General features: G+C 66.1%; 23 protein-coding genes and 1 other RNA gene. 14 read left to right on the top strand and 10 right to left on the bottom strand.

What is annotated here, in order from left to right; all coding sequences use genetic code 11:
- Positions 1–135: 135 nt before the first annotated feature.
- From BDW16_RS18645 to BDW16_RS18625, 5 genes are all read left to right on the top strand, one after another.
- Positions 136–2,256 (top strand): S9 family peptidase, encoded by a 2,121-nt coding sequence (locus BDW16_RS18645; protein ID WP_066574325.1) that lies wholly within the window; start codon positions 136–138, stop codon positions 2,254–2,256.
- Positions 2,257–2,276: 20 nt separating this feature from the next.
- Complete coding sequence (ligA, locus tag BDW16_RS18640) at positions 2,277–4,409, top strand: NAD-dependent DNA ligase LigA (RefSeq protein WP_066574327.1); 2,133 nt, start codon at positions 2,277–2,279, stop codon at positions 4,407–4,409.
- A gap of 146 nt (positions 4,410–4,555) precedes the next feature.
- Positions 4,556–7,051 carry a TonB-dependent receptor gene (locus BDW16_RS18635; RefSeq protein WP_066574329.1) on the top strand — a complete coding sequence of 832 codons (2,496 nt, stop codon included), beginning with the start codon at positions 4,556–4,558 and terminating at the stop codon, positions 7,049–7,051.
- A 133-nt stretch (positions 7,052–7,184) separates the two neighbouring features.
- Positions 7,185–7,781: a hypothetical protein gene (locus BDW16_RS18630; RefSeq protein ID WP_066574331.1), complete on the top strand. Its 597-nt coding sequence runs from the start codon at positions 7,185–7,187 to the stop codon at positions 7,779–7,781.
- A 75-nt stretch (positions 7,782–7,856) separates the two neighbouring features.
- Complete coding sequence (locus BDW16_RS18625) at positions 7,857–8,246, top strand: NIPSNAP family protein (protein ID WP_241230483.1); 390 nt, start codon at positions 7,857–7,859, stop codon at positions 8,244–8,246.
- On the opposite strand, the gene ffs is transcribed toward BDW16_RS18625, so the two are convergent.
- The 5 genes from ffs to BDW16_RS18600 all read right to left on the bottom strand — a co-directional run bounded on the left by ffs (position 8,245) and on the right by BDW16_RS18600 (position 11,751).
- Positions 8,245–8,343, bottom strand: an RNA gene (ffs, locus tag BDW16_RS18620) — signal recognition particle sRNA small type. The two genes, BDW16_RS18625 and ffs, sit on opposite strands and share 2 nt — an antisense overlap.
- Positions 8,344–8,394: 51 nt before the next feature.
- Positions 8,395–9,255, bottom strand: coding sequence for a class A beta-lactamase (gene bla / locus BDW16_RS18615; RefSeq protein ID WP_066574339.1), 861 nt, complete (start codon positions 9,253–9,255; stop codon positions 8,395–8,397).
- 2 nt (positions 9,256–9,257) lie between these two features.
- Positions 9,258–9,593 (bottom strand): 2Fe-2S iron-sulfur cluster-binding protein, encoded by a 336-nt coding sequence (locus BDW16_RS18610; RefSeq protein ID WP_066574341.1) that lies wholly within the window; start codon positions 9,591–9,593, stop codon positions 9,258–9,260.
- Positions 9,590–10,684: a cysteine desulfurase family protein gene (locus BDW16_RS18605; protein ID WP_066574342.1), complete on the bottom strand. Its 1,095-nt coding sequence runs from the start codon at positions 10,682–10,684 to the stop codon at positions 9,590–9,592. The genes BDW16_RS18610 and BDW16_RS18605 overlap by 4 nt, the downstream gene beginning before the upstream one ends.
- Positions 10,681–11,751, bottom strand: a complete 1,071-nt coding sequence (locus tag BDW16_RS18600; protein WP_338417964.1) for a cysteine desulfurase family protein — start codon at positions 11,749–11,751, stop codon at positions 10,681–10,683. The genes BDW16_RS18605 and BDW16_RS18600 overlap by 4 nt, the downstream gene beginning before the upstream one ends.
- Before the next feature lie 114 nt (positions 11,752–11,865).
- Between BDW16_RS18600 and BDW16_RS18595 the strand changes: the two genes are divergently transcribed.
- Positions 11,866–12,522 (top strand): alpha/beta hydrolase, encoded by a 657-nt coding sequence (locus BDW16_RS18595; RefSeq protein ID WP_066574346.1) that lies wholly within the window; start codon positions 11,866–11,868, stop codon positions 12,520–12,522.
- 599 nt (positions 12,523–13,121) lie between these two features.
- Complete coding sequence (locus tag BDW16_RS18585; RefSeq protein WP_066574351.1) at positions 13,122–13,682, top strand: lipocalin family protein; 561 nt, start codon at positions 13,122–13,124, stop codon at positions 13,680–13,682.
- 9 nt (positions 13,683–13,691) lie between these two features.
- Here BDW16_RS18585 and BDW16_RS18580 read toward each other — a convergent pair whose 3' ends face one another.
- The gene (locus BDW16_RS18580; protein ID WP_066574354.1) at positions 13,692–14,552 is read right to left on the bottom strand and encodes an alpha/beta hydrolase; all 861 of its coding nucleotides are present in this window, start codon (positions 14,550–14,552) and stop codon (positions 13,692–13,694) included.
- Positions 14,553–14,643: 91 nt separating this feature from the next.
- Between BDW16_RS18580 and BDW16_RS18575 the strand changes: the two genes are divergently transcribed.
- Positions 14,644–15,111: a GFA family protein gene (locus BDW16_RS18575; RefSeq protein ID WP_066574357.1), complete on the top strand. Its 468-nt coding sequence runs from the start codon at positions 14,644–14,646 to the stop codon at positions 15,109–15,111.
- Positions 15,112–15,118: 7 nt separating this feature from the next.
- Here BDW16_RS18575 and BDW16_RS18570 read toward each other — a convergent pair whose 3' ends face one another.
- The gene (locus BDW16_RS18570) at positions 15,119–16,024 is read right to left on the bottom strand and encodes an ATP-grasp domain-containing protein (RefSeq protein WP_066574359.1); all 906 of its coding nucleotides are present in this window, start codon (positions 16,022–16,024) and stop codon (positions 15,119–15,121) included.
- Positions 16,025–16,052: 28 nt separating this feature from the next.
- Positions 16,053–16,328: a hypothetical protein gene (locus BDW16_RS18565; protein WP_066574362.1), complete on the bottom strand. Its 276-nt coding sequence runs from the start codon at positions 16,326–16,328 to the stop codon at positions 16,053–16,055.
- Between the two features lie 28 nt (positions 16,329–16,356).
- On the opposite strand from BDW16_RS18565, the gene BDW16_RS18560 reads away from it, so the two are divergent.
- Together BDW16_RS18560 and BDW16_RS18555 are read left to right on the top strand one after the other, a co-directional pair.
- Complete coding sequence (locus BDW16_RS18560; RefSeq protein WP_066574365.1) at positions 16,357–16,782, top strand: hypothetical protein; 426 nt, start codon at positions 16,357–16,359, stop codon at positions 16,780–16,782.
- Between the two features lie 25 nt (positions 16,783–16,807).
- Entirely contained in the window at positions 16,808–17,617 is an 810-nt protein-coding gene (locus BDW16_RS18555) for a ferredoxin--NADP reductase (RefSeq protein WP_066574995.1), read from the top strand.
- A gap of 36 nt (positions 17,618–17,653) precedes the next feature.
- Here BDW16_RS18555 and BDW16_RS18550 read toward each other — a convergent pair whose 3' ends face one another.
- On the bottom strand, positions 17,654–18,544 hold the full coding sequence (locus BDW16_RS18550) for a LysR family transcriptional regulator (RefSeq protein WP_066574368.1): 891 nt from the start codon (positions 18,542–18,544) through the stop codon (positions 17,654–17,656).
- Positions 18,545–18,646: 102 nt separating this feature from the next.
- Between BDW16_RS18550 and BDW16_RS18545 the strand changes: the two genes are divergently transcribed.
- A complete protein-coding gene (locus BDW16_RS18545) occupies positions 18,647–19,552 on the top strand; it encodes an NmrA/HSCARG family protein (RefSeq protein WP_066574371.1) in 906 nt (301 codons plus the stop codon).
- Entirely contained in the window at positions 19,545–19,805 is a 261-nt protein-coding gene (locus BDW16_RS18540) for a DUF2798 domain-containing protein (RefSeq protein ID WP_066574374.1), read from the top strand. The genes BDW16_RS18545 and BDW16_RS18540 overlap by 8 nt, the downstream gene beginning before the upstream one ends.
- 265 nt (positions 19,806–20,070) lie before the next feature.
- Here the strand turns inward: BDW16_RS18540 and BDW16_RS18535 are convergent, their stop codons facing one another.
- Positions 20,071–21,039: a threonine ammonia-lyase gene (locus tag BDW16_RS18535; RefSeq protein WP_174532031.1), complete on the bottom strand. Its 969-nt coding sequence runs from the start codon at positions 21,037–21,039 to the stop codon at positions 20,071–20,073.
- Between the two features lie 147 nt (positions 21,040–21,186).
- Here BDW16_RS18535 and BDW16_RS18530 point away from each other — a divergent pair, with 147 nt between their 5' ends.
- Entirely contained in the window at positions 21,187–22,395 is a 1,209-nt protein-coding gene (locus BDW16_RS18530) for a type III PLP-dependent enzyme (RefSeq protein ID WP_066574378.1), read from the top strand.
- A gap of 154 nt (positions 22,396–22,549) precedes the next feature.
- Positions 22,550–22,993, top strand: a complete 444-nt coding sequence (locus BDW16_RS18525; RefSeq protein ID WP_066574382.1) for a VOC family protein — start codon at positions 22,550–22,552, stop codon at positions 22,991–22,993.
- The last annotated feature ends 118 nt before the right edge of the window (positions 22,994–23,111 follow it).

Genomic DNA, 23,111 nt, shown 5'->3' with positions numbered 1-23,111 from the left:
AGCCCCTCCCCGGAGGCGCGCTGCATATCACCAGCGCGCGCCGTCGCTCAAGCGGAACGGACCGTCTCATGCGTAACCGCTTGCACCGTGTATCAGCTTTGCGCCACACCTCCCCGGCATCATAGGGAGAATCGCATGCCCCGCTGGCTTCGCCGCGCACTGATCGTCAGCCTCGCCACCACCGCCGTCCCGGCGCTGGCGCAGGACGCCCCCAGGCCACCCGTCGCGGCCAAGAAACCGCATCAGGTGAAGGCGCCGTTCGGCGCGAGCCGCGAGGACGAATATTACTGGCTGCGCGACGACACGCGGAAGAATCCGGAGATGCTCGCCTATCTCAAGGCCGAGAACGCCTATGCCGATGCGGTGATGGCGCCGACCAAGCCGGTGCAGGAGGCGCTGTACAAGGAGATCGTCGGCCGCATCAAACAGGACGACAGCACCGTCCCCTATCTCGACAACGGATATTGGTACTACACCCGGTTCGAGACCGGCGGGAACTATCCGATCGTCGCGCGCAAGAAGGGCAGCATGGAGGCGGCGGAGGAAATCATCCTCAACCAGCCGGAAATGGCCAAGGGCGCGAACTTCTTCCAGATCGGCGGACGCGCGGTCAGCCCGGACAACCGCCTGCTCGCCTATGCCGAGGACAAGGTCGGCCGCCGCCAGTATATCCTCAAGGTCAAGGACCTGACGACCGGGCAGACGCTCTCCGACGAGATTCCCAATGCGCAGCCGGGCTTCGCCTGGGCGGGCGACAACAAGACGATCTTCTACATCGAGAAGGATCCCGTCACGCTGCTCGGCAAGCGGGTGAAGGCGCATGTGCTGGGCACGCCGGTCAGCCAGGACCGGCTGGTCTATGAGGAGAAGGACGACACCTTCTCGCTCGGCATCGGCACGACCAGTTCGGAGAAGTTCATCTGCATCTATTCGGGCAAGACCGTCAGCGACGAGCAGCGCTGCGCGCCGGTCGACAATCCCGAGACCTTCACCGTGCTGGCGCCGCGCGAACGCGACTTCCTCTATGGCGCAGACCATGTCGGCAATCGCTGGGTGATCCGCACCAACTGGCAGGCACCGAACTACCGCCTGATGACGGTGCCCGACAGCGCGACCGGCGCAGGCAAGGTGGCGTGGAAGGACATCGTCCCGCACAGCGCAGACGTCTTCATCGAGAATGTTCAGCCCTTCGACGCCTACCTCGCGATCGAGGAGCGCTCGGGCGGCAACAAGCGGCTGCGGCTGCTGGGCAATGACGGCAAGTCGAGCTTCGTCGAGGCGGACGAGCCGGCGTACAGCATGGGCCTCAGCACCAATGCCGAGACCGCGACCGACTGGGTTCGCTACACCTATAACTCGCTGACCACCCCGGCGACGGTGATCGAGGCGAACATGAAGACCGGCGAGCGCAGGACGCTCAAGGTCACGCCCGTTCCCGGCTACGACAAGTCCAAATACGTCACCGAACGGGTGTGGGCGACCGCGCGCGACGGGACCAGGGTTCCGGTGAGCCTGATCTATGCCAAGGGGTTCAGGAAGGACGGCACCGCGCCGCTCTTTCAATATGCCTATGGCAGCTACGGCTATTCGACCGATCCGGCCTTCTCGCCGATGCTGCCAAGCCTGCTCGACCGCGGCATGGTCTATGCCATCGCGCATATCCGCGGCGGGCAGGAAATGGGCCGCAAATGGTATGATGACGGGCGGATGTTCAACAAGAAGAACAGCTTCACCGACTTTATCGACGTGACCGAGCATCTGGTGAAGGCAGGCTATGCGAAAAAGGGCCGCGTCGCCGCGATGGGCGGCAGTGCCGGCGGGCTGCTGATGGGCGGAGTCACCAACATGGCGCCGCAGGATTATGGCGCGATCATCAGCCTGGTCCCGTTCGTCGATGTCGTGACGACGATGCTCGATCCCACCATCCCGCTCACCACCGGCGAATATGACGAGTGGGGCAATCCGGAGAACAAGGCGAGCTACGACTATATGCTCAGCTACTCGCCCTATGATCAGCTGAAGCGCGGCGCTTATCCGGCGATCTTCGTCGGCACCGGCCTGTGGGACAGCCAGGTGCAATATTATGAGCCGGCCAAATATGTCGCACGGCTGCGCACGCTGAAGACCGACGCCAACCCACTGCTGTTCCGCGTCAACATGGAGGCGGGACATGGCGGCAAGTCGGGCCGGTTCGAGCGGTATCGCGAGCAGGCCGAATATCTCGCCTTCGCGCTGGATCAGTTGAAGGTAAAGTGAGGTCGCGGTAGCGGGGAGCCATGAGCAAGCTCCCCGCCACCGAAGCCGAGGCCGCCGCCGAACTCGAAACGCTGGCGAGCGAGATCGCGCGCCACAACCGGCTCTACCATACCGACGACGCGCCCGAGATCAGCGACGCCGACTATGACGCGCTGATGCGGCGCAACACCGCGATCGAGGCGGCCTTCCCGCACCTCGTCCGCGACGACTCTCCCTCCAAGCTGGTCGGCGCCGCGCCTGCGGGGAACCTCGCCAAGGTCCGCCACGCTCAGGCGATGATGAGCCTCGACAACGCCTTCTCGGACGAGGAGGTGATCGAGTTCGTGCTGCGCGTGCGGCGCTTCCTCAAGCTCGGCGAGGACGACCGCGTCGCGCTGACCGCCGAACCCAAGATCGACGGCCTGTCCTGCTCGCTGCGCTACGAGAACCGCAAGCTCGTGCTCGCCGCCACCCGCGGCGACGGACAGGTTGGGGAGAATGTCACGCCCAACGTGCTGACCATTTCCGACATCCCGACCGACCTGCCCGCCGGCGCGCCCGACACGTTCGAGGTGCGCGGCGAGATCTATATGGCGAAGGACGACTTCTTCGCGCTCAACGCCCGGCTGGCGGCCGAAGCTGAGGAAAGCGGCAAGGAAGCACGCCAGTTCGCCAACCCGCGCAATGCCGCCGCGGGATCGCTGCGCCAGAAGGACCCCGCGGTCACCGCCTCGCGCCCGCTGCGCTTCCTGGCGCATGGCTGGGGTGAGACCAGCGCCCTGCCCGGCGACACCCAGTTCGCCGTGATGAAGGCGATCGAGGCCTGGGGCTTTCCGCTTCATCCGCTGTTCGTCGATTGCGTGCAGGTCGAGCCGGCACTGGCGCAGTATCGCAAGATCGAGAAGCTGCGTGCCGACCTGCCCTTCGACATCGACGGCGTGGTCTACAAGGTCGATCGGCTCGACTGGCAGGCACGGCTCGGCAGCGTCGGCCGCGCGCCGCGCTGGGCGATCGCGCACAAATTCCCGGCCGAACGCGCGGAGACGACGCTCAACGCCATCGACATCCAGGTCGGCCGCACCGGCAAGCTCACCCCCGTGGCGCGGCTCGAACCGGTGACCGTCGGCGGCGTCACCGTCACCAACGCGACGCTGCACAATGCCGACGAGATCGAGCGGCTCGGCGTGCGTCCGGGCGACCGCGTGCTGCTCCAGCGCGCGGGCGACGTGATCCCGCAGATCGTCGAGAACCTCACGCGCGACGAACCGCGCGAACCCTATGTCTTCCCGACCCATTGCCCGATCTGCCAGTCCGAGGCCACGCGGGAGGAGGGCGAGGTCGACTATCGCTGCACCGGCGGGCTGATCTGTCCCGCCCAGCGTCAGGAACGGCTGCGCCATTTCGTCAGCCGCGGCGCACTCGATATCGAGGGACTGGGCGAGAAGACGATCGTCGAGTTCCTCGACCTTGGCTGGATCGCCGAACCCGCCGACATCTTCCGCTTGCACAAGCATCGCGACGCGCTGCTGGAGCGCGAGGGGTGGAAGGACAAATCGGTCGACAACCTGCTCGCCGCGATCGAGGCGAAGCGCGCGCCCGACGCCGCGCGGCTGCTGTTCGGCCTCGGTATCCGTCACATCGGGTCGATCACCGCGCGCGACCTGATGAAACGCCTCACCACCCTCCCCGCCCTCGCCACGCTGGCGGACGAGGTGATTGCGTTGCGCGAGAGCATCGCCCCCGCGATCGGCGAGACGGATGCCAAGTTCCTAGCCCGGCTGGACAAGGCGATCGCCGAGCATATCGGGATCGAGAATGTCGGTGCCGCCGTCGGCCACGCGCTCGCCGATTTCTTCCACGAGCCGCACAATCGCGCGGTGTGGGACGATCTGCTCGCCGAGGTTGCCCCGCCCCCCTTCCTGGTCGAAGCGCGTGCGTCGGAAGTGACTGGAAAGACGATCGTCTTCACCGGCAGCCTCGAGACGCTGAGCCGCGATGAGGCGAAGGCGCAGGCGGAGTCGCTCGGCGCCCGAGTCGCGGGTTCGGTGTCCGCAAAAACCGATCTGGTGGTCGCCGGCCCGGGCGCCGGATCGAAACTCAAAAAGGCTGCCGATCTCGGAATCCAGGTGATCGACGAGGCGAAATGGGCGGAAATCGTAGGGTCCGCCCACTAACTTGGGGGGTGATGCTTTTTTGCAACGCACAATGGACTTGAATCAATTGTAACAATCTCGCAAAGAATCCTTCCCATGGGCGGCACAAGACGGTGGGAGGACCATCGCAGCGTAGGCTTTGAACGGCCGCTCCTAAGGGGACAAATATGCGAAACTATCTGCTTTTCAGCGTGGCTGCTGCCGCGCTCATCCTTCCGGCTGCAGCGAACGCGCAGTCGACCGGCTCGACCGAGTTCGACGAGGGTGAAATCGTCGTCACCGGCACGAACGTCACCAGCGTCGGCGGTGTCGAAATCCCGAGCTCGCCGAAGGCGAAGGTTGTTCTCGACAAGGAGATCATCCAGCGTCAGCGCCCGGGCCAGTCGGTCAACGAGATCATCAACCTCGTGCCGGGCGTGAGCTTCACGAACAATGATCCCTGGGGTTCCAGCGGCGGTTCGTTCACCATCCGCGGCTTTGACTCGGCGCGTATCTCGCAGACGTTCGACGGCATTCCGCTCAATGACTCGGGCAACTATGCGATCTACACCAACCAGCAGCTCGATCCCGAGCTGATCGAGACGGTCAACGTCAATCTGGGCTCGACCGACGTCGACAGCCCGACCGCGGCGGCGGTCGGCGGCACCGTCAACATCAACTCGATCACGCCTTCCGACCAGCTCAGCGCGATGTTCAGCGCGAGCTATGGCGACATCGTCGCCAAGGGTTCCGGGCACCGCCCCTATCACCGCGTGTTCGGCCTCATCCAGACCGGCGACCTCACTGGCGCGGGCACCAAGGCATGGATCTCCGCCTCGCGCGCCTATAACGAGGCGACGTTCTCCGACTACGGCAAGATCGACAAGCAGCAGTACAACGCCAAGATCTATCAGGAGCTCGGCGCGAACGGCGACTTCATCTCGCTCGCCGGTCACTACAACGTGAACCGCAACAACTTCGGCGGCTCGCCCTTCCGCGCCAACGCCGTCGCGGGCGACAAGAATGCGCGCTTCTATAAGGTGGCCAACGGCGCGGTCTGCAACACCGACACGCCGCAGACCGGAGTGGTCGACCGCCCGAACAATTGCGGTTCGGATTTCGAGCGCCGCTACAACCCGTCGAACACCGGCAACGTCCGCCTGAACTCGCGCTTTAGCCTGAGCGATAAGCTGACGCTCACCGTCGACGGCTCGTATCAGCATGTGAAGGCCAATGGCGGCGGCACCAGCGTTGCGCTCGAGCGGACCCACGCGACCGGCGCCACCGGCGTCATCTTCGCGACCGTGCCGGCGTTCGGTTCCTCGGGCAGCTCCTATTACTTCGCCAATCGCGACCTGAACGGCGACGGCGATCTGCTTGACGGCGTTCGCGTTGTTTCGCCGAGCCAGACGCAAACGACCCGCTGGGGCGCGATCGTCAACCTCGCCTACGAGCTGAACGACGCCAACCGCATTCGTCTGTCCTACTCGTTCGACCGCGCGCGTCACCGCCAGACCGGCCAGGCCGGCTTCCTCACCGTCGGTGGCGAGCCGTTCGACGTGTTCCCGGTGAACGATCCGATCGGCGATAACGGCGGCAACGTGCTCAACAAGCGCAATCGCAAGTCGTTCGCGACCCTGCACCAGATCGCCGGCGAATATCGCGGCAGCTTCCTTGCCGACGCGCTGGTGGTCCAGATCGGCGGGCGTCTGCCTTTCTTCGAGCGTGACCTGAACCAGTATTGCTACACCACGTCGGCGAGCGGGTTCGTGGATTGCATCGCCAATCCGGCCACGGCTGCGGCCTATGCAGCGGCCAATCCCTATGTGATCAACCCGACGACCGGCCGGCCGACCGGCTCGGCACCGCCCCAGAGCCGGAAGTACGACTACAACAAGTTCCTGCCGAATGTCGGCCTGACCTACAACTTCACCCAGGCGCTGAGCCTGGCCGGCAACTATGCGAAGAACCTGTCGGTTCCGGGCACGGACACGCTCTACAACTCGCTGTACGTTCCCGCGGACAACCCGGCGGCGAAGCCGGTGGCGGAGACGTCCGACAGCTTCGACCTGAGCCTGCGATACAAGTCGGGCAAGGTGCAGGCGGCGCTGACCGGCTGGTACTCCAACTACCAGAACCGCATCGTCTCGGCCTACAATATCGACTGCGACTGCAACGTCGACACCAACCTTGGCGAGGTCAAGAAGTACGGTTTCGATGCAAGCATCTCGATCCGTCCGATCCCCGAAGTTCTCGTCTATCTGTTCGGCTCGTACATCAAGTCGGAGATCCAGGAGAACGTCCGGACCGCGACGGGCGAGCTGCCCACGGCAGGCAAGCGTGAACGCGGCGCGCCCGAATATCTGTGGGGTGGCCGCATTCAGGGAACGCTGGGTTCGTTTGACCTGGGCGCCCAGATCAAGCGCACCGGTTCGCGTTTCCTCAACGACATCAACAGCTTCAAGTTCGACGGCTATACGGTGGTGGACCTCGACGTGCGTTACTCGCTCGCCGATGCGGGCCTGAGCAACACCTATTTCCAGCTGAACGTGTCCAACCTGTTCGACGAATACTATGTCGGTTCGTTCAGCGGGGGTCTCGACCAGGCTCCCGGGTCGAGCTCTTCCTTCGTCAACTTCGGCGCGCCGCGCGCCATCAGCGCCTCGCTGATCGTCGGCTTCTGATCCGGCCATCGCCCTTGGCGAAACGAAGCCGCCGCTCCGGAAACGGGGCGGCGGTTTTCATTTGAGAACAAGGGGCTAGCGCAGGACACGGCGCACGCTACTCTGCCCCCGGGGAAGTCGGGGGAGCAACGCCATGAGTCCGTTCGAGCTGGTTTTCGCGGTCTACGGCCTGTTGCTCGGCCTTGCCATCGCTGAGGTGCTCGGCGGTTTTTCGCGCACGCTCAAGCTCAAGCGCGGTACCCGGCCAGTCAAGATCGGCTGGCTCACCCCGCTGCTGGGCCTTCTGGTCATCCTCGATCTCACCAGCTTCTGGGTGATCGCCTGGGAAGTCCGCGAGCAGATCGCCGCCAATTATCTGACGCTGATCGGGGTGCTGACCATCGTCGGCATCTACTATCTCGCCGCCACGCTGATCTTCCCCGACGCCCCGGAGGAATGGCCTGACTTCGACGACTGGTACGACAAGCAGAACCGCCTGGTGATCGGCGGGCTGCTCGCCGCCAATGTCGGGACCTGGATCGGCCATATCGGGCTGGAGATCGCCAAGCCGACGCCCGACGCCGAACTGGCGATGACGGAGTCGGAGATGGTCGTGGTCTGGGTCGGCCTCGCTGTGCTGGCGCTGCTGATCGCGCTGCTCAAGGTGAAATCGCGTCGGTGGAATGTCGCGCTGCTCGTGACCATCAGCGCGCTCCTGCTGGTGTTCGGGATCGCCGAGGAGTTCGTCTGAGCCCCGTTGACTGCCGCCCGGCCGGCCACCACCTTGCCGTGATCGAAGGAGAGCAGCATGGTCCAGGGGATTGCAATGGCAGCACTCTTTGCCGTCGCCGCACCCGCCGACGCGCAGAGCCATGTCGTCGCCGCGCCGGTCTACCAGCTCCGCGTCTATGAACTCTATCCGCACAGCAAGGCGGCGTTCCACGACCGCTTCCGCGATCATGCCACGCGCATCATGCGCCGCCACGGGTTCGAAATCGTCGCGATGTGGGAGAGTGGGACCGCCGAGAAGCCCGAATTCGCCTATCTGCTGCGCTGGCCGGACGAGGCGCGGATGAAGGCGGCGTGGAGCGCGTTCATGGCGGACGCGGAATGGGCGCGGATCAAGCGCGAGACGCCCGCGGAGCATCGCCCGATCGTCGGCGCGATCCAGGATCGCACGCTGCGCCTGACCGATTATTCGCCGACGGTGAAGTGAAGGTGGGAGCCGGGACGACCCGACACGAAAATCGTTACGGCTGCTTCCTTCCGGACCTGACCGGGTTGGCGACGGCATCGTCCGCCCGACTCCCGCGGCGCATATGGGGGAAAGTCCCCGCGATTGCAACGCCGCCGGTTCGCATGCCTCAGCCGAACAGAAGACCCACCAGTTCACCGACCTTGGCATGCGCGGCATTGGCCTTCGCCGCCGGCAGCATCGGTGCATCCATATAGCAGGTGATCAGCAGCGGCTTGCGCCCCGGCGGAGTTGCGATGGCGACGTCGTGGACATAGCCTTCGCCGCTCGTCCCGGTCTTGTCGCCGACGCGCCACGTCTTGGGCAGTCCGGCACGCAGGCGGTCCTTGCCGGTGGGGGACGCTTCCATCCAGCCGATCAGCTTCGTGCGCGATGCCGGCGCCAGCGTTTCGCCGAGCAGCAGCGCGTTGAGCAGCCACAGCATCGCCTGCGGCGTGGTGGTGTCGCGCACCTCGCCGTTGCGGACATTGTTGAGCGTCGGCTCGTCCCGGTCCGAGCGGGTGAGCGTGTCGCCGGCCGAGCGGATGAAGGCGGTCAGCCCGCGCGGGCCGGAGATCTGCCCGAAGACGAGGTTGGCGGCGGCATTGTCGCTCATCACCACCGCCGCCTCCAGCAATGCCTCGATCGACATCGCTCCCTTCGCCAGATTCGCCTTCACCACCGGCGCATAGTCCAGCAAGTCTGCCTCGCTGAACCGAAGCTCCCGCGTCAGGTCGATCTCGCCGCGATCGGCGCGTGCCAGCACCGCCGCGGCCAGCGGCACCTTGAAGGTCGAGCACATCGCAAAGCGCGCCTCGGCCCCGTCGAAATAGCGCCGCCCGGTGCCGCTGTCATACACCGCCAGACCGATGCGGGCGCCGGTCTCCTCGCGAAGCTGGTCCATCCCGCTCTTCCACTGCGCCAGCGCGGCGGAGGGGAATGCGGCGAGCGCTGCGGCTCCGGCGATCATCTGGCGGCGATTGGGTGTCATGGTCATCGTCCCTGCATATCGCGATGTTCTGAAGGCAAGCTGACCGTCAGGCCGTCAAGCTCGGGCGTCAGGACGATCTGGCACGAAAGCCGGCTGGTCCGCGTCGCCCCGACGGCAAGGTCGAGCATGTCCTCTTCCTCCTCGCTCGCCCGTGGCAAGCGGTCGAAATCCGCGGCGGAGACGATGACATGGCAGGTCGAGCAGGCCATCTGCCCCTCGCACGTCCCCTCCAGCGGCATGCCCTTCGCCTGCCCCAGCTCGAGCAGCGAGAAGCCCGCCTCCCCTTCGGCGTCGCAGGCGAGGTCGCCATCGGGGGTGAGGAACCGCACCCGGATCATGCCGCGAACCGTTGTTCGCGCGCCGCCGCATCGATCCGCTCGACCGCGGCGAGCAGTTCCTCCTCGGTGGTGTAACGCCCGAAGCCCAGCCGGATGCTCGACCGCGCATCGATATCGCTCAGCCCCATCGCCTTCAGCACATGGCTCGGCCGCCCCGATCCGCTCGCGCAGGCCGATCCGGCGGAGAAGGCGATGTCGCGCAGATCGGACATCAGCCGCGCGACGTCGAGGCCGGGGTAGCGCATGTTGAGATTGCCCGGATAGCGGTCGTCCATCGATCCGTTGAGCGTCCAGCCCGATCCGCCCAGCGCCTGATAGGCCTTGCGGAACAACTGCGACACATGCCCGCGATCGGCGCCGAACCGCTGCTTGGCGAGCGTCGCCGCGGCGCCGAACCCGGCGCACAAGGCCGGCGACAGCGTGCCCGATCGCCCGCCCGGTTCCTGCCCGCCGCCATGCAGCAGCGGCTCCAGCTCGACCCCGTCGCGGATCCACAGCGCGCCCACGCCCTTGGGACCATGAACCTTGTGTGCCGACACCGCCACCAGATCGCACTCCGCGGGGATGATCTCGCGGCCATAGCCCTGCACCGCGTCGCACAGCAGCAGTGCGCCCGCCTGCTTGGTCAGCGCCGCCAGTTCCTCGATCGGCTGGACCGTGCCGATCTCGTTGTTGACCAGCATCACCGCGACCAGCCCCGTGCCCGGCCGGATCGCCTCGCGCGCCGCAGCCAGCTCGACCAGCCCGTCGCTGCCCACCGGCAGCACGGTCACATCGCGCCCGCGCCGCATCTCGGCCGCAACCGTGTCGAGCACCGCGGCATGTTCGGTCGCGATCGTCACGATCGGCCCGGTGCTGCCCTTGATCGCCCAGTTGAGCGCCTCGGTCGCGCCGCTGGTGAAGCTGACATTGCCATTGTCGGGCATCAGGTCGGCGACCGCCTCGCGCGCCGCCTCGACCGCAGCCTTGGCCTTGCGCCCGGCGGCGTGCGCCGAATGGGGGTTGGCGAACCCGGCATTGAGCCAGGGCAGCATCGCCTCGACCGCTTCGGGCGCTAGCGGCGTGGTCGCCTGATAGTCGAGATAGGTCATCCTGCTTTCGCCGCTGCCCCCATTGCAATATCGATCCAAGTGTCGGTGAAACGCCGGATTTCTTCGGCGGTGGTGCTCCAGCCCATGCTGACCCGGATCGTCCGCGCCGCCACCTCCGGTTCCACCCCGAATGCTTCCAGCACCCGGCTCTGCTTCAACGTTCCCGATGCGCAAGCGCTCCCGGCCGATACCGCGAAGCCCTTCATGTCGAAGCGCACCAGCTGCGCCGCGGCGCTGAGGTTGGGCATGGCGATCGCACGGATCTCGCTCACATAGTCGCCATAGCCCATCAGCTGCTCGCCGCCGTAGCTCTTGAGCGTGCGGAACATGTCGACCAGCGCCTCGTGCCGGTCCATGTCGGGCGCAGCCACCCGCTTCGCCGCCCAGCCCTCGACCGCCGCGGCGAAGCCCAGCACCGCGGGCAGATTCTCGGTCCCTGCGCGATAGCCGAACTCCTGGCCGCCCGACGGTTCGAGCAGGCCAAGGTCGCCGACCAGCAGCGCGCCGATGCCGATCGGTCCGCCCAGCTTGTGGGCGGAGATGACCATCATCTGCGCCTGTGTCGGAAAGCGCGTCAGCCCCCACAGCTGCGACGCATCCGTCACCAGAACGCCCCCGCCCGCCTCGATCATCGGGGCATAGCGTTCGATCGGCTGGACCTTCCCGGTCTCGGGATTGACCCACTGGATCGCGATCACCGGCCGGTCGCCCGCGGCCAACGCGTCTTCGATCGCGTCGGGATCGACGTCCCATTCGCGGTTGACCGGCAGCAGCTGTGCCTCGGGCGCGGCGCGCAGCACCGCGTCATGCTCGACCGAGGAGCGCCAGCGCGTGCCGCCCTTGGTCCGCCGCATCGCGATCGCCAGCGCCTCGCTCGCGCCGCTGGTGAACAGGACCTGCCCCTCCCAGCCCAGCGCCGCCTTGATCCGCGCCCGCGCATCCTCCAGCGCCGCACGTGCCGCGCGACCCTCGGCATGGGGGGAGGACGGGTTCGCCCAGCGCAGCATCCCCTCGATCATCGCTTCGCGCACCTCGGGCCGGAGCGGCTGGGTCGCGGCATGGTCCAGATAGATGCGGTCGCTCAGGACGGGACTCGTTTGAAATTGCGTGAAGGGGCTTCACGACTATATAGCCAGCATCGCATTCCGCGCCACCGCGCGTCTTTTCAAGCAGGTAGCATTTTGCCCGAAGTCATCATTCCCGGTCCCGAAGGCCGTCTCGAAGGGCGTTTCGCCCCCGCTCCCCGTCCCCGCGCACCGGTGGCGATGATCCTCCACCCGCATCCCAATGCGGGCGGCACGATGAACAACCGAATCGTGCAGGAGCTGTACAAGACCTTCCAGCGCCGCGGCTTCGCGACCCTGCGCTTCAACTTCCGCGGCGTCGGCAAGAGCCAGGGCGTGTTTGACAACGGCACCGGCGAGCTGTCGGACGCGGCGTCGGCGCTCGACTGGGTGCAGAGCTTCCACCCGGAAGCGTCGACCACCTGGATCGCGGGCTTCGGCTTCGGCGCGTGGATCGGCATGCAGCTGCTGATGCGCCGCCCCGAGATCCGCGGCTTCATCTCGGTCGCGCCGCCCGCGAACATGTTCGACTTCACCTTCCTCGCCCCCTGCCCCTCGTCGGGCATCATCATCCAGGGCGAGAATGACGAGGTGGTGACCCCGGGCGCGGTCCAGAAGCTGGTCGACAAGCTGCGCACGCAAAAGCACATCACCATCCACCACGACACCATCCCCGGCGCGAACCATTTCTTCGAGCATGAGATGGACGAGCTGATGGGCAGCGTGGACAAATATCTCGACATGCGCCTCGACCCGAACTCGCCGATCCGGTGAGGGGCGCGCCAGCAAGGGCGATCACGGATATTGCGAAAGGCCGGAGGCAAGCTCCGGCCTTTTTGCGTTTAGGAAACGCCTGCGTGCCGTGACCCGTTTTCTTTGCTGAAGAACGACGCCCTAAGGCCCCCGGCGCTCCCACGCCTTGTCTTCAATGCCTGGGTCGAATGAGATTGTCAGGCTTCCCGGCGGGAGCGACATCTGTCGCTGATACGCTGCGAAAAAGGCACCGAATAGCGTAGCATAGGTCTCAACGCCGACGCTGGTTTGTGCGGTGCCCTGGGAAGCGCCTATCGTCCAATTATACTCCGGCCCTTGAAGGCCGGAAGTCTGATCGACCCAAGCGAAGAACGATACTTCGCGCCTCCCGTCTATGAAGAGCGTGAAGCGCTCACCGACTCGTCTCCCCTCACGTCGCATCTCGTACTTGGCGCCTTGGGCGAACCAGCCTTGCGGAGTGCGTTCAAAATGGATCGGCATATGCGGAAGCATAGCCGCGATCTGTGCACGTCCGCTACCACGAGTCATCGCGGTCGCTCCTCATTGGATTCTCCCTTCACCCCCTATCCTTCCACCGCTCCCCAGCGCATGATGCCGTCATGAAGCAATCGACCGCGATCAAGATCGCCACCGGCGTCGCCGCCGCCGCCATCGGCGGGCTGTTCCTCTATTCGCGCGCCTCGCGCCCACCGGTGATCAACCCCAGGGTGTCGCAGCCGGCCAAGCCCGTCGAGCTCGCCCGCTACCTCGGCAAATGGTACGAACTCGCCCGGCACGAGAACCGCTTCCAGAAGGGCATGGACGCGGTCACCGCCGAATATTCGCTGGAAAAGGACGGCAAGGTCCGCATCCTCAACAGCGGCCTGCGCGCCGGCGAGACCGAACGCGACACCGCCGAGGGCCATGCGATCGTCGCGGACGAGGAGACCAACGCCAAGCTCAAGGTCTCGTTCTTCGGCCCGCTCTACACCGGCGACTATTGGGTGCTCGATCATGGCGACGATTATGACTGGTCGATCGTCGGCGAGCCGGGCGGCCGCTATCTCTGGGTGCTGAGCCGCGATCCGCACCCCTCGCCCGAACTGGCCCAGATGCTCCGCGACCGGGTCGAGGCGCTGGGCTATGATCGCTGGGCGCTGCGCATCACCCAGCACGATTGAGCGCACGGATCAGGGCAGCGCGTCAATCCACGCATCGACGATGCCCGTTCCTGGATAGTCCGGATCGCCGAGCGCGCGGTTGATCTCCATATGCCCGCGCAGCCCCCGGCCGCGCAACGCGCGCACCTCCGCCTGCGTCCCTGCCTTGCGCAGCGCCGCCGCAAGCGCCTCGGACTGGCGCCGCCCGTCCTCTCGCTCGACATGGAGGATCAGGAAGCGCGGCGCGTTGGGCGCGGCGGCGTGGAGCGTGGGCGACAGCGCCCGCTGCCGCGCGGGATCGGTCCCGAACGCCTGGGTATAGGTCGGCCGCATGATCCCCGGCCCCTCGCCCGCCTGAACCGGCACGTCATAGGCCGCGCCGTCGAGCAGGATGACGCCCTTGATCCGCTCCATCCCCACCCCGGCGCGCCTGAGATATTGCGGGTCGGTGGCGACCAGCGCCGACAGATGCGCGCCCGCGCTGTGCCCGGCCAGCACGATGCGGCCCGGATCGACGCCCAGCGAACGCGCATCGCGGATCAGCCGGGCGATCGCATTGGCGACGTCCTGCGCCTGATCCTCGACCCTGGCATCGGGCACCAGCCGGTAGTTGACCGAGGCAAAGGCATGGCCGCGCCCGGTGAAGTGCGCGATCTTGGCCGCACCCGTCGCGTTGCGCTTGTCCCCGCGCTTCCATCCGCCGCCATGGACGAAGACGAACAGCGGCGCGGCCCCGCTGGCATTGGCGGCAGGGTAGAAATCGAGCCGCTGGAGCGGGTCCGCGCCAAAGGCGATCTCGCGCGGCTGCGGCAGCGCCGGGCGCTGCGCCGCGACGGGCGCCGCCAGCAGCGCGGCAAGGATCAGCGGCGAGACGATCGATCGGAAACGCATCGGGCGGCACCTGTCGGTTGGTCGAAAAAACCTATCCCTCACCGCCCGGCGCGGCCATCAAAACAGTGTATCAATTTGTCGCGAGGACCCCATGAAACGGATCGACGTCACGGTGACCGGCGGGTGCCAGTGCGGCGCGGTCCGCTATCGCGCCACCGCGATGCTCGACAATTCGCACCTCTGCCATTGCCGCATGTGCCAGAAGGCGGTGGGCAACCTCTTCGCCGCGCTGGTCGCCGCGCCCAACGACGCGCTGACCTGGACCCGCGGCACCCCCGCCGCCTTCCGCAGCTCGCAGCATGTCGATCGCGGTTTCTGCGCCGACTGCGGCACCCCGCTCTACTATCGCAACCTTGAGGGCAGCCGCACCAACCTCACGCTGGGCTCGCTCGACGATCCCGCCGCCTTCCCGCCCAGGACGCAGATGGGCAGCGAAGCGCGGATGCCCTGGTTCGGCGACCTCCCCGCACTCGAGGATATCGGCGCGACCGAGGCGCAGGATGCCGATTGGGCGGCAGCGATCGCAGCGAGCAACCGGCAGGCGCCCGACCGGGACTAGCCTTCGCTCAGCCCGTGCGTTCGAGCCAGCGTTCCACCGCCGTCACGAAGTTCCGCCCTTCGCTGGCATCGAAGCGGGGGTAGAGATACAGTTCGATCAGTTCGCACTCCATCACCGCCAGCACGCCGTCGGAACGGCGCACCAGATCGATGCGCGCATAGAGCGCCGCCGCCCCCAGCGAGTCGACCACCGCCTGCGCGCTCGCCAGATCGCTCGCCGCCGGAGCGAAGGCGTGTTCTGCGCCGTCAAAGGCCGACTGGACGCGATAGTCGGCACGCGCCGGGGTCTTGCGCACCGCGTGGCTGAACACCCCGTCGAAGAAGATGAAGCTGAGCTCCCCCTCCTCCGCAATGCTCGCCATGAACGGCTGGATCATCACGCCCTGGTGCCACAGCGGGTGGTCGCGCGCCGGCAGCGTGTCCAGGCCTCCCTTATACTGGTTCACCCCGCCCGCACCGATCACGGGCTTGATCACGATCTGCTGGGCCTCGATGCCCGTGCGGATATCCTCGGGCGTCAGGTCGGCAAGCCGGTCCGCCCACAGGGTCGGAATGGAAGGAACCCCCTGTTCGGCGAGCTCGGCCAGATAGCGTTTGGACAAATTCCACTCGATCAACGCCGGCGGGTTGGCGAGCGGGATGCGCGAACCGATCGCCTTCAGGGTCGCCAGGAACCGGTCGGGCTGCGCCGCATAGTCCCAGGTCGTCCCGACGATCGCCGCGTCGAAATCTTCCCAGGCGACCTCGGGTGAATCCCAGGCGATCTCCTCGAGGCGATAGCCCCGTGCCGCGAAAGCCGGACCGAAGATGCGCAGCGAATGATCATGCTCGAACGCGTCGTGGCGCCGTTCGGACGAGCTGGTCACCGTCCCGCGGCAGGCAAGATAGGCGATGCGCCCGGAATTGCGTGTCATGACCGTTCTTTAGCGCCGCGCCGCTGGGCTACAACGTCCAGATCAGCACATTCCCCAGCGCCACCAGCGCGCACACGATCATCAGCACGCCCTTCTGCCGCTCGCCCCTGCGGATCAGCCGCACCCCGCCCCAGGCCAGCGCAAAGGCGGCAAGCATCAGGATCGCAAGGACGGTGGCGCCGGCGGTCGGAAGTTCCTGCATCACGCCACCTTGCCCAAAGCTGTCCTGCGCGTCGAGCGGGAAGATCGATGCGTCCTGCGCGCTGGGCGCGAAGATATTGCGATTGACTCGCAATAGCCGCATGCTAGGAGCGGCGGCGAAGGGAGTACCCGTGTACCATTATCTCGACCGCACGACCTCGTCGCTTGATCTGGGCGGGCGTTTCATCGTCTGGGCGACGCGCGGCTGGGTGCAGGCGGTCGGCCGGCGGCATTGTCCGTGCAACGCCCTGATCGAGGGATTCACGCGCTGGAATGCGGCGGAGGCATTGCAGCCCTTTTCAATGGCCATGGCAATTCTTCATTGCGAAGCGCGCGAACCGCTTTATTTCCGCGCTCCGGGCCATAGCCGCGTCAGCGACGACGAGGCGCTGATGCTCGACCTGTTCGAGCAGGCGCCGCGCCGGCCCCAAGCCGAGATGCGGGAGATGCTGGGGATGATCGTGCCCCCGGAGAGCGCACCTGCGCTTCAGATCGCGATCGAAACCGCGGCGGCGGCGTTCGAGGCCATTGGCCTCAGCCCATCGGCGCAACAGTAAGTTGAAGTGCTGGGAAACCGAACTGATGAGTGACCGCAACCATATCCCCCTCGCCCCTTCGGCGGCGCTGACGGTCGAGACCGTGACCAGCGTGCGTCACTGGAACGAGCATCTGTTCAGCTTCACCATCACCCGCCCGCAAAGCTTCCGCTTCCGCTCGGGCGAGTTCGTCATGCTCGGCCTGCCGGGTGAAGGGCGCCCGCTGCTGCGCGCCTATTCGATCGCCAGCCCCGCTTATGCAGAGGAGCTGGAGTTCCTGTCGATCAAGGTGCCTGACGGTCCGCTGACCTCGCGGCTCCAGCTGATCCAGCCGGGCGACCAGCTGTTCCTCGGCCGCAAGCCCACCGGCACGCTCGTCACCGACGCGCTGCTGCCCGGCAAGCGGCTGTTCTTCCTGTCCACCGGCACCGGCCTCGCGCCCTTCCTCAGCCTCGCGCGCGACCCCGACGTCTATGACATGTTCAACCAGATCCTGCTGGTCCACTCGGTCCGCCGCGTCAGCGACCTCGCCTTCCGCGAGGAGCTGGAATCGCAGCTCGCCGGCGACCCGCTGGTCCAGGATCAGGCGCTGCTCCAGTTCGGCTATCTGCCCACCGTGACGCGCGAACCCTTCCCGACCAGCCAGCGCATCGGCACGCTGATCGAAAATGGCGCGCTGTTCGGCCCGCAGATGGGCGGCGAGAAGCGCCTCGATCCCGAGACCGACCGCATCATGCTGTGCGGCAGCATGGAGATGATCAAGGACCTCTCCGCGATGCTCGACGGCCTCGGCTTCGAAGAAGGCTCGAACGCCAAGCCGGGCCATTATGTGATCGAGCGCGCGTTCGTCGGATAAACGGGCGCGCCGTCGCCACCCCGCTGGCTGGAACCGCTATAGCCCATTGAGGTCCAGCTGGCCGGCGAGCAGCTTCACGAATTCCCGAACCTTTGCCGGCGCCAGTCGATTCTCCTGCCACAGGACGTTGATTGGCACCGGTGCGGGTTCGAATTCCTCCAGGACCGTCTCGACCTCGCCGGTTTCCACCAGATGGTGGATTTGCCAGAGCGGCGAATATCCCAGCCCCATGCCGCTTCGAACCGCCGAGTAGATCGCGGTCATGGTGTTGGTCCGGAAACTGCCCTGCACGGCTACGCTGCGGCTCTTTCCGGCGATCTGGAAGGTCCAATGCCCCACCCGCCGATCGATAGTCCTGACAATGCAGGAATGTCTGCGTAGTTCGCTCGGATGCTGTGGCCGGCCATGTTTCTCGAAATATGACGGAGCGCCGAACACCACTCTTCTCAGCGCGCCCAACCGCCTGCTTTGCAGTCCCGAATCGGGCAGGTCGGCAATGCGGATGACAACATCCAACCCCTCTTCCGCGAGGTTCGCAAAGGAATCCGCAAGCTGGAGATCGATCTCCATTGCCGGATATCGCGCGGCATAGGCGCTCAGGATCGGAACGAGAAAGTCAGGTCCGAACAGGACCGGAGCGCCAACGCGAAGCGTTCCCCTCGGCTCCATCCGGCTGTCCGCCATCTCACCTTGCGCTTCCCGTATATCCGTCACCGCCGGCTTCACCCGTTGATAGAAGGCTCTCCCCGCCTCGCTCATCGTCGAATGGCGGGTGGTACGGTGGACAAGCTCGACACCCACATCGGCTTCGAGTGCGGCCAGCGATCGGCTCACAGTCTGCAAGGATCGCCCAAGTTCCCGGGCAGCTGCCGTCAACGAGCCCGCCTCTGCAATTGCGACAAATGCCTCCAGGTCGGTGATGCGCAACGATTATCTCGATCCAGTTGATAAAGCTTATCGAATACCATCAATTATCTCGATTTCCGACATGATCTAGATCTGCTCCGACAGCTTCTGAAAGGGCAGCATATGGAACGATCTTCGATCAGGGTCCTGGTCATCGGCGCGACCGGCAAGTTCGCCGGTCTCGTGGTACCGGCATTGCGCAGACAGGGTGCGTCTGTTCGGGCGCTGGTTCGGGACGAACGCCGCGCCGCGATCGCCACCGCTGCGGGTGCGACCGAAACGGTGTTGGGCGATCTCCGCGATCGCCAGTCGCTCATCAGGGCGGCCGACGGAATGGATGGCGTCTTCTACATCGGCCCCGCCTTCGCCGCGGACGAGGCGGCGATGGGTCTGGCGGTCGTGGAGGCGGCCATCAAGGCGAACGTCCGCAAGTTCGTCTTCTCGTCGGTGATCCAGCCGACGAACCTGCGGCTGCAGAATCATGCGAGCAAGGTCCCGGTCGAGGAAGCGATCTACGCGTCCAGCCTCGAATACACGATTCTCCATCCCGCCAACTTCATGCAGAATATCGGCCTGATGTGGCCGTCCATCCTGCGCACCGGCCGATTTGCCGAACCATTCCCCAACGGCAGCCGAATTGCCCGCGTCGATTACCGCGATGTCGCAGAGGTGGCCGCGACCGCATTGACGCGCGACGGTCTCGCCTATGCCACGCTCGACCTATGCGCCGGGATGTACAGCCGTGTGGAGATCGCCCGGATCATGTCGGAGGAGCTGGGCCGTCCGATCGAAGCGCAGGAATTGCCCTTCTCCGAATGGGCGCTCGCGTCGCAGCTCCCCTATGACGATCGCCAGTTGGGGCTGCTTGCCAAGGTCCATGATCACTATCGGCGATACGGCCTTGGGGGGAATCCGCTCACGCTCGCCGCCGCGCTGGGCCGTCGCCCGACCACGCTGAAGGACTATGTCCGCGATCTGGCCGCAGACTGGAACCTCACCGGAAACCCGGGGGAGACGCTTGATGCATGACGGCGCCCGGCCCGACCGTCGAAAGCTACCCGCCGCCTGTGCGCGATGGCTGGCGCCGCTCCTGATCTCGATCCTCATGTCGGCCATCGTATCCGCGGTGGCGACCCTCATGAATACCGGACCGGGCACCGCATTCATGCTGTCATGGCCCCGGGCCTGGGGCACGTCCTGGGCAGTCGCCTTCCCCGCGTTGCTGGTCATCCTGCCCCTGGTCCGACGAATCGTGGCAGCAGTCGTGCAGCAGCCGGAATAGGGGCGGCGCGCCCTTCCAATGTTGGAATTCGTCTGATCTATCCTGATCGGTGGAATACCGGCCAGCATCTTCCGGCTGCAACACACATCGCTCTTCGCTGGCGCATGGGTGTCGCGCACCTGTCGCGTCGGTGGCGCGGAGGTGTCGCGTCACCGTCGTCTATGTGTCGCTTGGCTGTCGCGTTCCCGTCCCGAACCCGCCGCGTTTCCGTCGCATCGCCCGCAAACCCCGCATTGCGGACTACCTTCGCGAACTTCGCCGGCGCTCAGTCGCTCGACGCCAGCACCCTGGCATAGGCATCCGGATCGGCATTGCCGCCCGACAGGATCACCAGCGTGTCCGGCGTCGGATCGACCTTGCCAGCCAGCAATGCGGCGAGCGCCACCGCGCCGCCCGGCTCGACCACCAGCCGCAGCTTGCGCGCCGCCCAGCGCTGCGCCGCCCGCACCTCGGCTTCGCTCACCGCCACGCCGGTCGCGCCACGCCGCGACAGCACGTCGAAGGTCAGTTGTGCGGGCTGGAAGGTCTGGAGTGCGTCGCACGCCGTCGGCGGCGGGGACTCGCCGATCGATTCAATCCAGCCATTGGCGAGGCTGCGGCACATGTCGTCCCAGCCCTCCGGCTCGACGATCGTGGTCTGCGCCTCGGGCAGCGCCAGCGTCACGCCCGAGGCCAGCCCGCCGCCGCCGCACGGCACGACGATCCGGCCAGGATCGGGCAGCCGCATCTCCGCGGCTTGCGTGAGCACCTCGATCGCCATGCTCCCCTGCCCCTCGATGATCCACGGATCGTCGAACGGCGGCACCAGCGTCGCGCCGCGGGCATGGGCGAGGTGCGCGGCGATCTTGACGCGATCTTCCTTCATCCGGTCGTACGCCACGACCTCCGCGCCCAGCGCCAGCGTCGAATCGCGCTTCGCCGCCGGCGCATCGGCCGGCATCACGATGACCGCGGGGATGCCGAGTCGCTTCGCGGCCCAGGCCACGCCCTGTGCATGGTTGCCCGACGAGAAGGCGACGACTCCCTTCTCGCGCTGCTCGGGGTCGATCGCGGTCAGCCGGTGCCATGCGCCGCGGATCTTGAACGCGCCGATCGGCTGCAGGCACTCGGCCTTGAACATCACCGGAATTCCGCGGATTTCCGCCACAAGCAGCGGCGTCGGCGGCAGGATCGCCGCCACCTTTGCTGCCGCATCCCGCACCCCGGCCCGTGTCGGCTGTCTCAGAATCGTCACAAATCACCCCGCATCGTTAATTCGCCCCCGGAATCACTTTACAAGGGGGGGGACCGACCCTAAATGACCCCTCCGCTGCCCCATGGGACTTCCACCGCAAGGCAGTGTTTTCACCGTATGCCGCAAGGCAATTGGAGGTCCCTTGAGTTGCACAAGCATCATAGCGCGCTCGGGCTAGCGAAAGCCCTTCGTCCCGTCGAGCCGGTAACGCTCGTTCGTCCGCACGCAGCAAAGCGAGCAGCCCGATTCTTCGTCGAGAAGTTTCCGGGGACGACGATGTATGCCGTCAAGGCCAACCCGTCTCCTGAGCTTCTCCAGATCCTCTGGGATGCCGGAATCACGCATTACGACGTCGCGTCGATCGGCGAGGTGCGCATGGCGCGCCGCGCCCTGCCCAAGGCCGTCCTGTGCTTCATGCACCCGGTCAAGGCCGAGGAAGCGATCGAGGAAGCGTATTTCGTCCATGGCGTGCGCACCTTCAGCCTCGACACGATGGACGAGCTGGAGAAGATCGTCCGTGCCACCCGTGGTGCGCAGGATCTGAACCTGTGCGTGCGCATCCGCGTCTCGTCGGATCACTCGAAGCTCAGCCTCGCCGCCAAGTTCGGTGCGGAGCCGGAGGATGTGGCGGAGCTGCTCGTCGCGACCCGCCAGGCCGCCGACGCGCTCGGCATCTGCTTCCATGTCGGTAGCCAGGCGATGACCCCCGCGGCCTATGCCGAGGCGATGGAGCGCGTTCGCGTCGCCATCGTCGCCTCGTCGGTCACGGTCGACATCGTCGATGTCGGCGGGGGCTTCCCCTCGACCTATCCGGGCATGGAGCCGCCGCCGCTCGACGCCTATTTCGGCGTGATCCACAATGCGTTCGAGAATCTGCCGATCTCGTACAGCGCCGAGCTGTGGTGCGAGCCGGGCCGCGCGCTGTGCGCCGAGTACAGCTCGCTGATCGTGCGCGTCGAAAAACGCCGCGGCGACGAACTGTACATCAACGACGGCGCCTATGGCGCGCTGTTCGATGCGGCGCATGTCGGCTGGCGCTTCCCGGTCACGCTGTTGCGCGAGGGCGTGGCTGCAGAGACCGAGGCGTTCAGCTTCTACGGCCCGACGTGCGACGACATGGATCACATGGCGGGTCCGTTCGAGCTGCCGGCGGACGTGGCTGCGGGCGACTATATCGAAGTCGGCATGCTCGGCGCCTATGGCTGCGCAATGCGGACCGCGTTCAACGGCTTCGGGTCCGACACCGTCCATGAAGTGACCGACGAACCGATGGCGACGCTCTATTCGGGCATCGCGATCGAGCGGCCGACCAACGTCGTCAGCCTCGACCAGTTCAAGCGCCGCGCGCGCCGCTGAGGGTCGAGACCGGACCAGAAAACCGGGCCGTCGTCCTCCGGGGCGGCGGCCCTTTTCCTTGCACGGCAGGGCGCGCTACTGACACCAAAACGCAGCGAAAGCGTCTATACTCCGCCAGCGCCGCGTCAGGCGGCCGAACCAAGGAGAGCCTGTCATGAAAATCGTGACCAGCCTGAGCTTTCAGGGCCAGTGCCGCGAAGCCTTCGAATTCTACGCCAAGGTGCTGGGCGGCACGATCACCGCCGCCATGCCCTATGGCGACGCACCGCCCGAAATGCCCGTCGCCGAGGACAAGAAGGACTGGCTGATGCATTGCTGGATGGACGTGGGCGATCAGTCGATCATGGGCGCCGACATGGACATCGAATGGGCCCCGAACATCGACAAGCCCAAGAACGGCTTCGACGTCACCCTGCACAGCGAGGACAAGGACGAGGCCCAGCGCTGGTTCGATGCCCTGTCCGAGGGCGGCCGCGTGGTCATGCCCTTCGCCGAGACCTTCTGGTCGCCCGGTTACGGCTCGTTGGTCGACCGGTTCGGCGTGCCGTGGATGGTCAACACCAACCCCACCGACGGCTGGACGCCTGGACAGGGCTGATCGCCGGATGAGCCGGGCCGCTGTCCTTGGAGGCGGCGGCCCGCTTCACAATAGGCCGTGACCGCGACCGGTGCGGAAGGGCCGAGCCTGCGCGCCGACAAAGAACAGGCCGCCTGAA

It is taken from the genome of Sphingomonas koreensis, assembly GCF_002797435.1.
GTDB lineage: Bacteria > Pseudomonadota > Alphaproteobacteria > Sphingomonadales > Sphingomonadaceae > Sphingomonas > Sphingomonas koreensis.
This window is presented reverse-complemented; position numbering and strand designations above follow the sequence as displayed.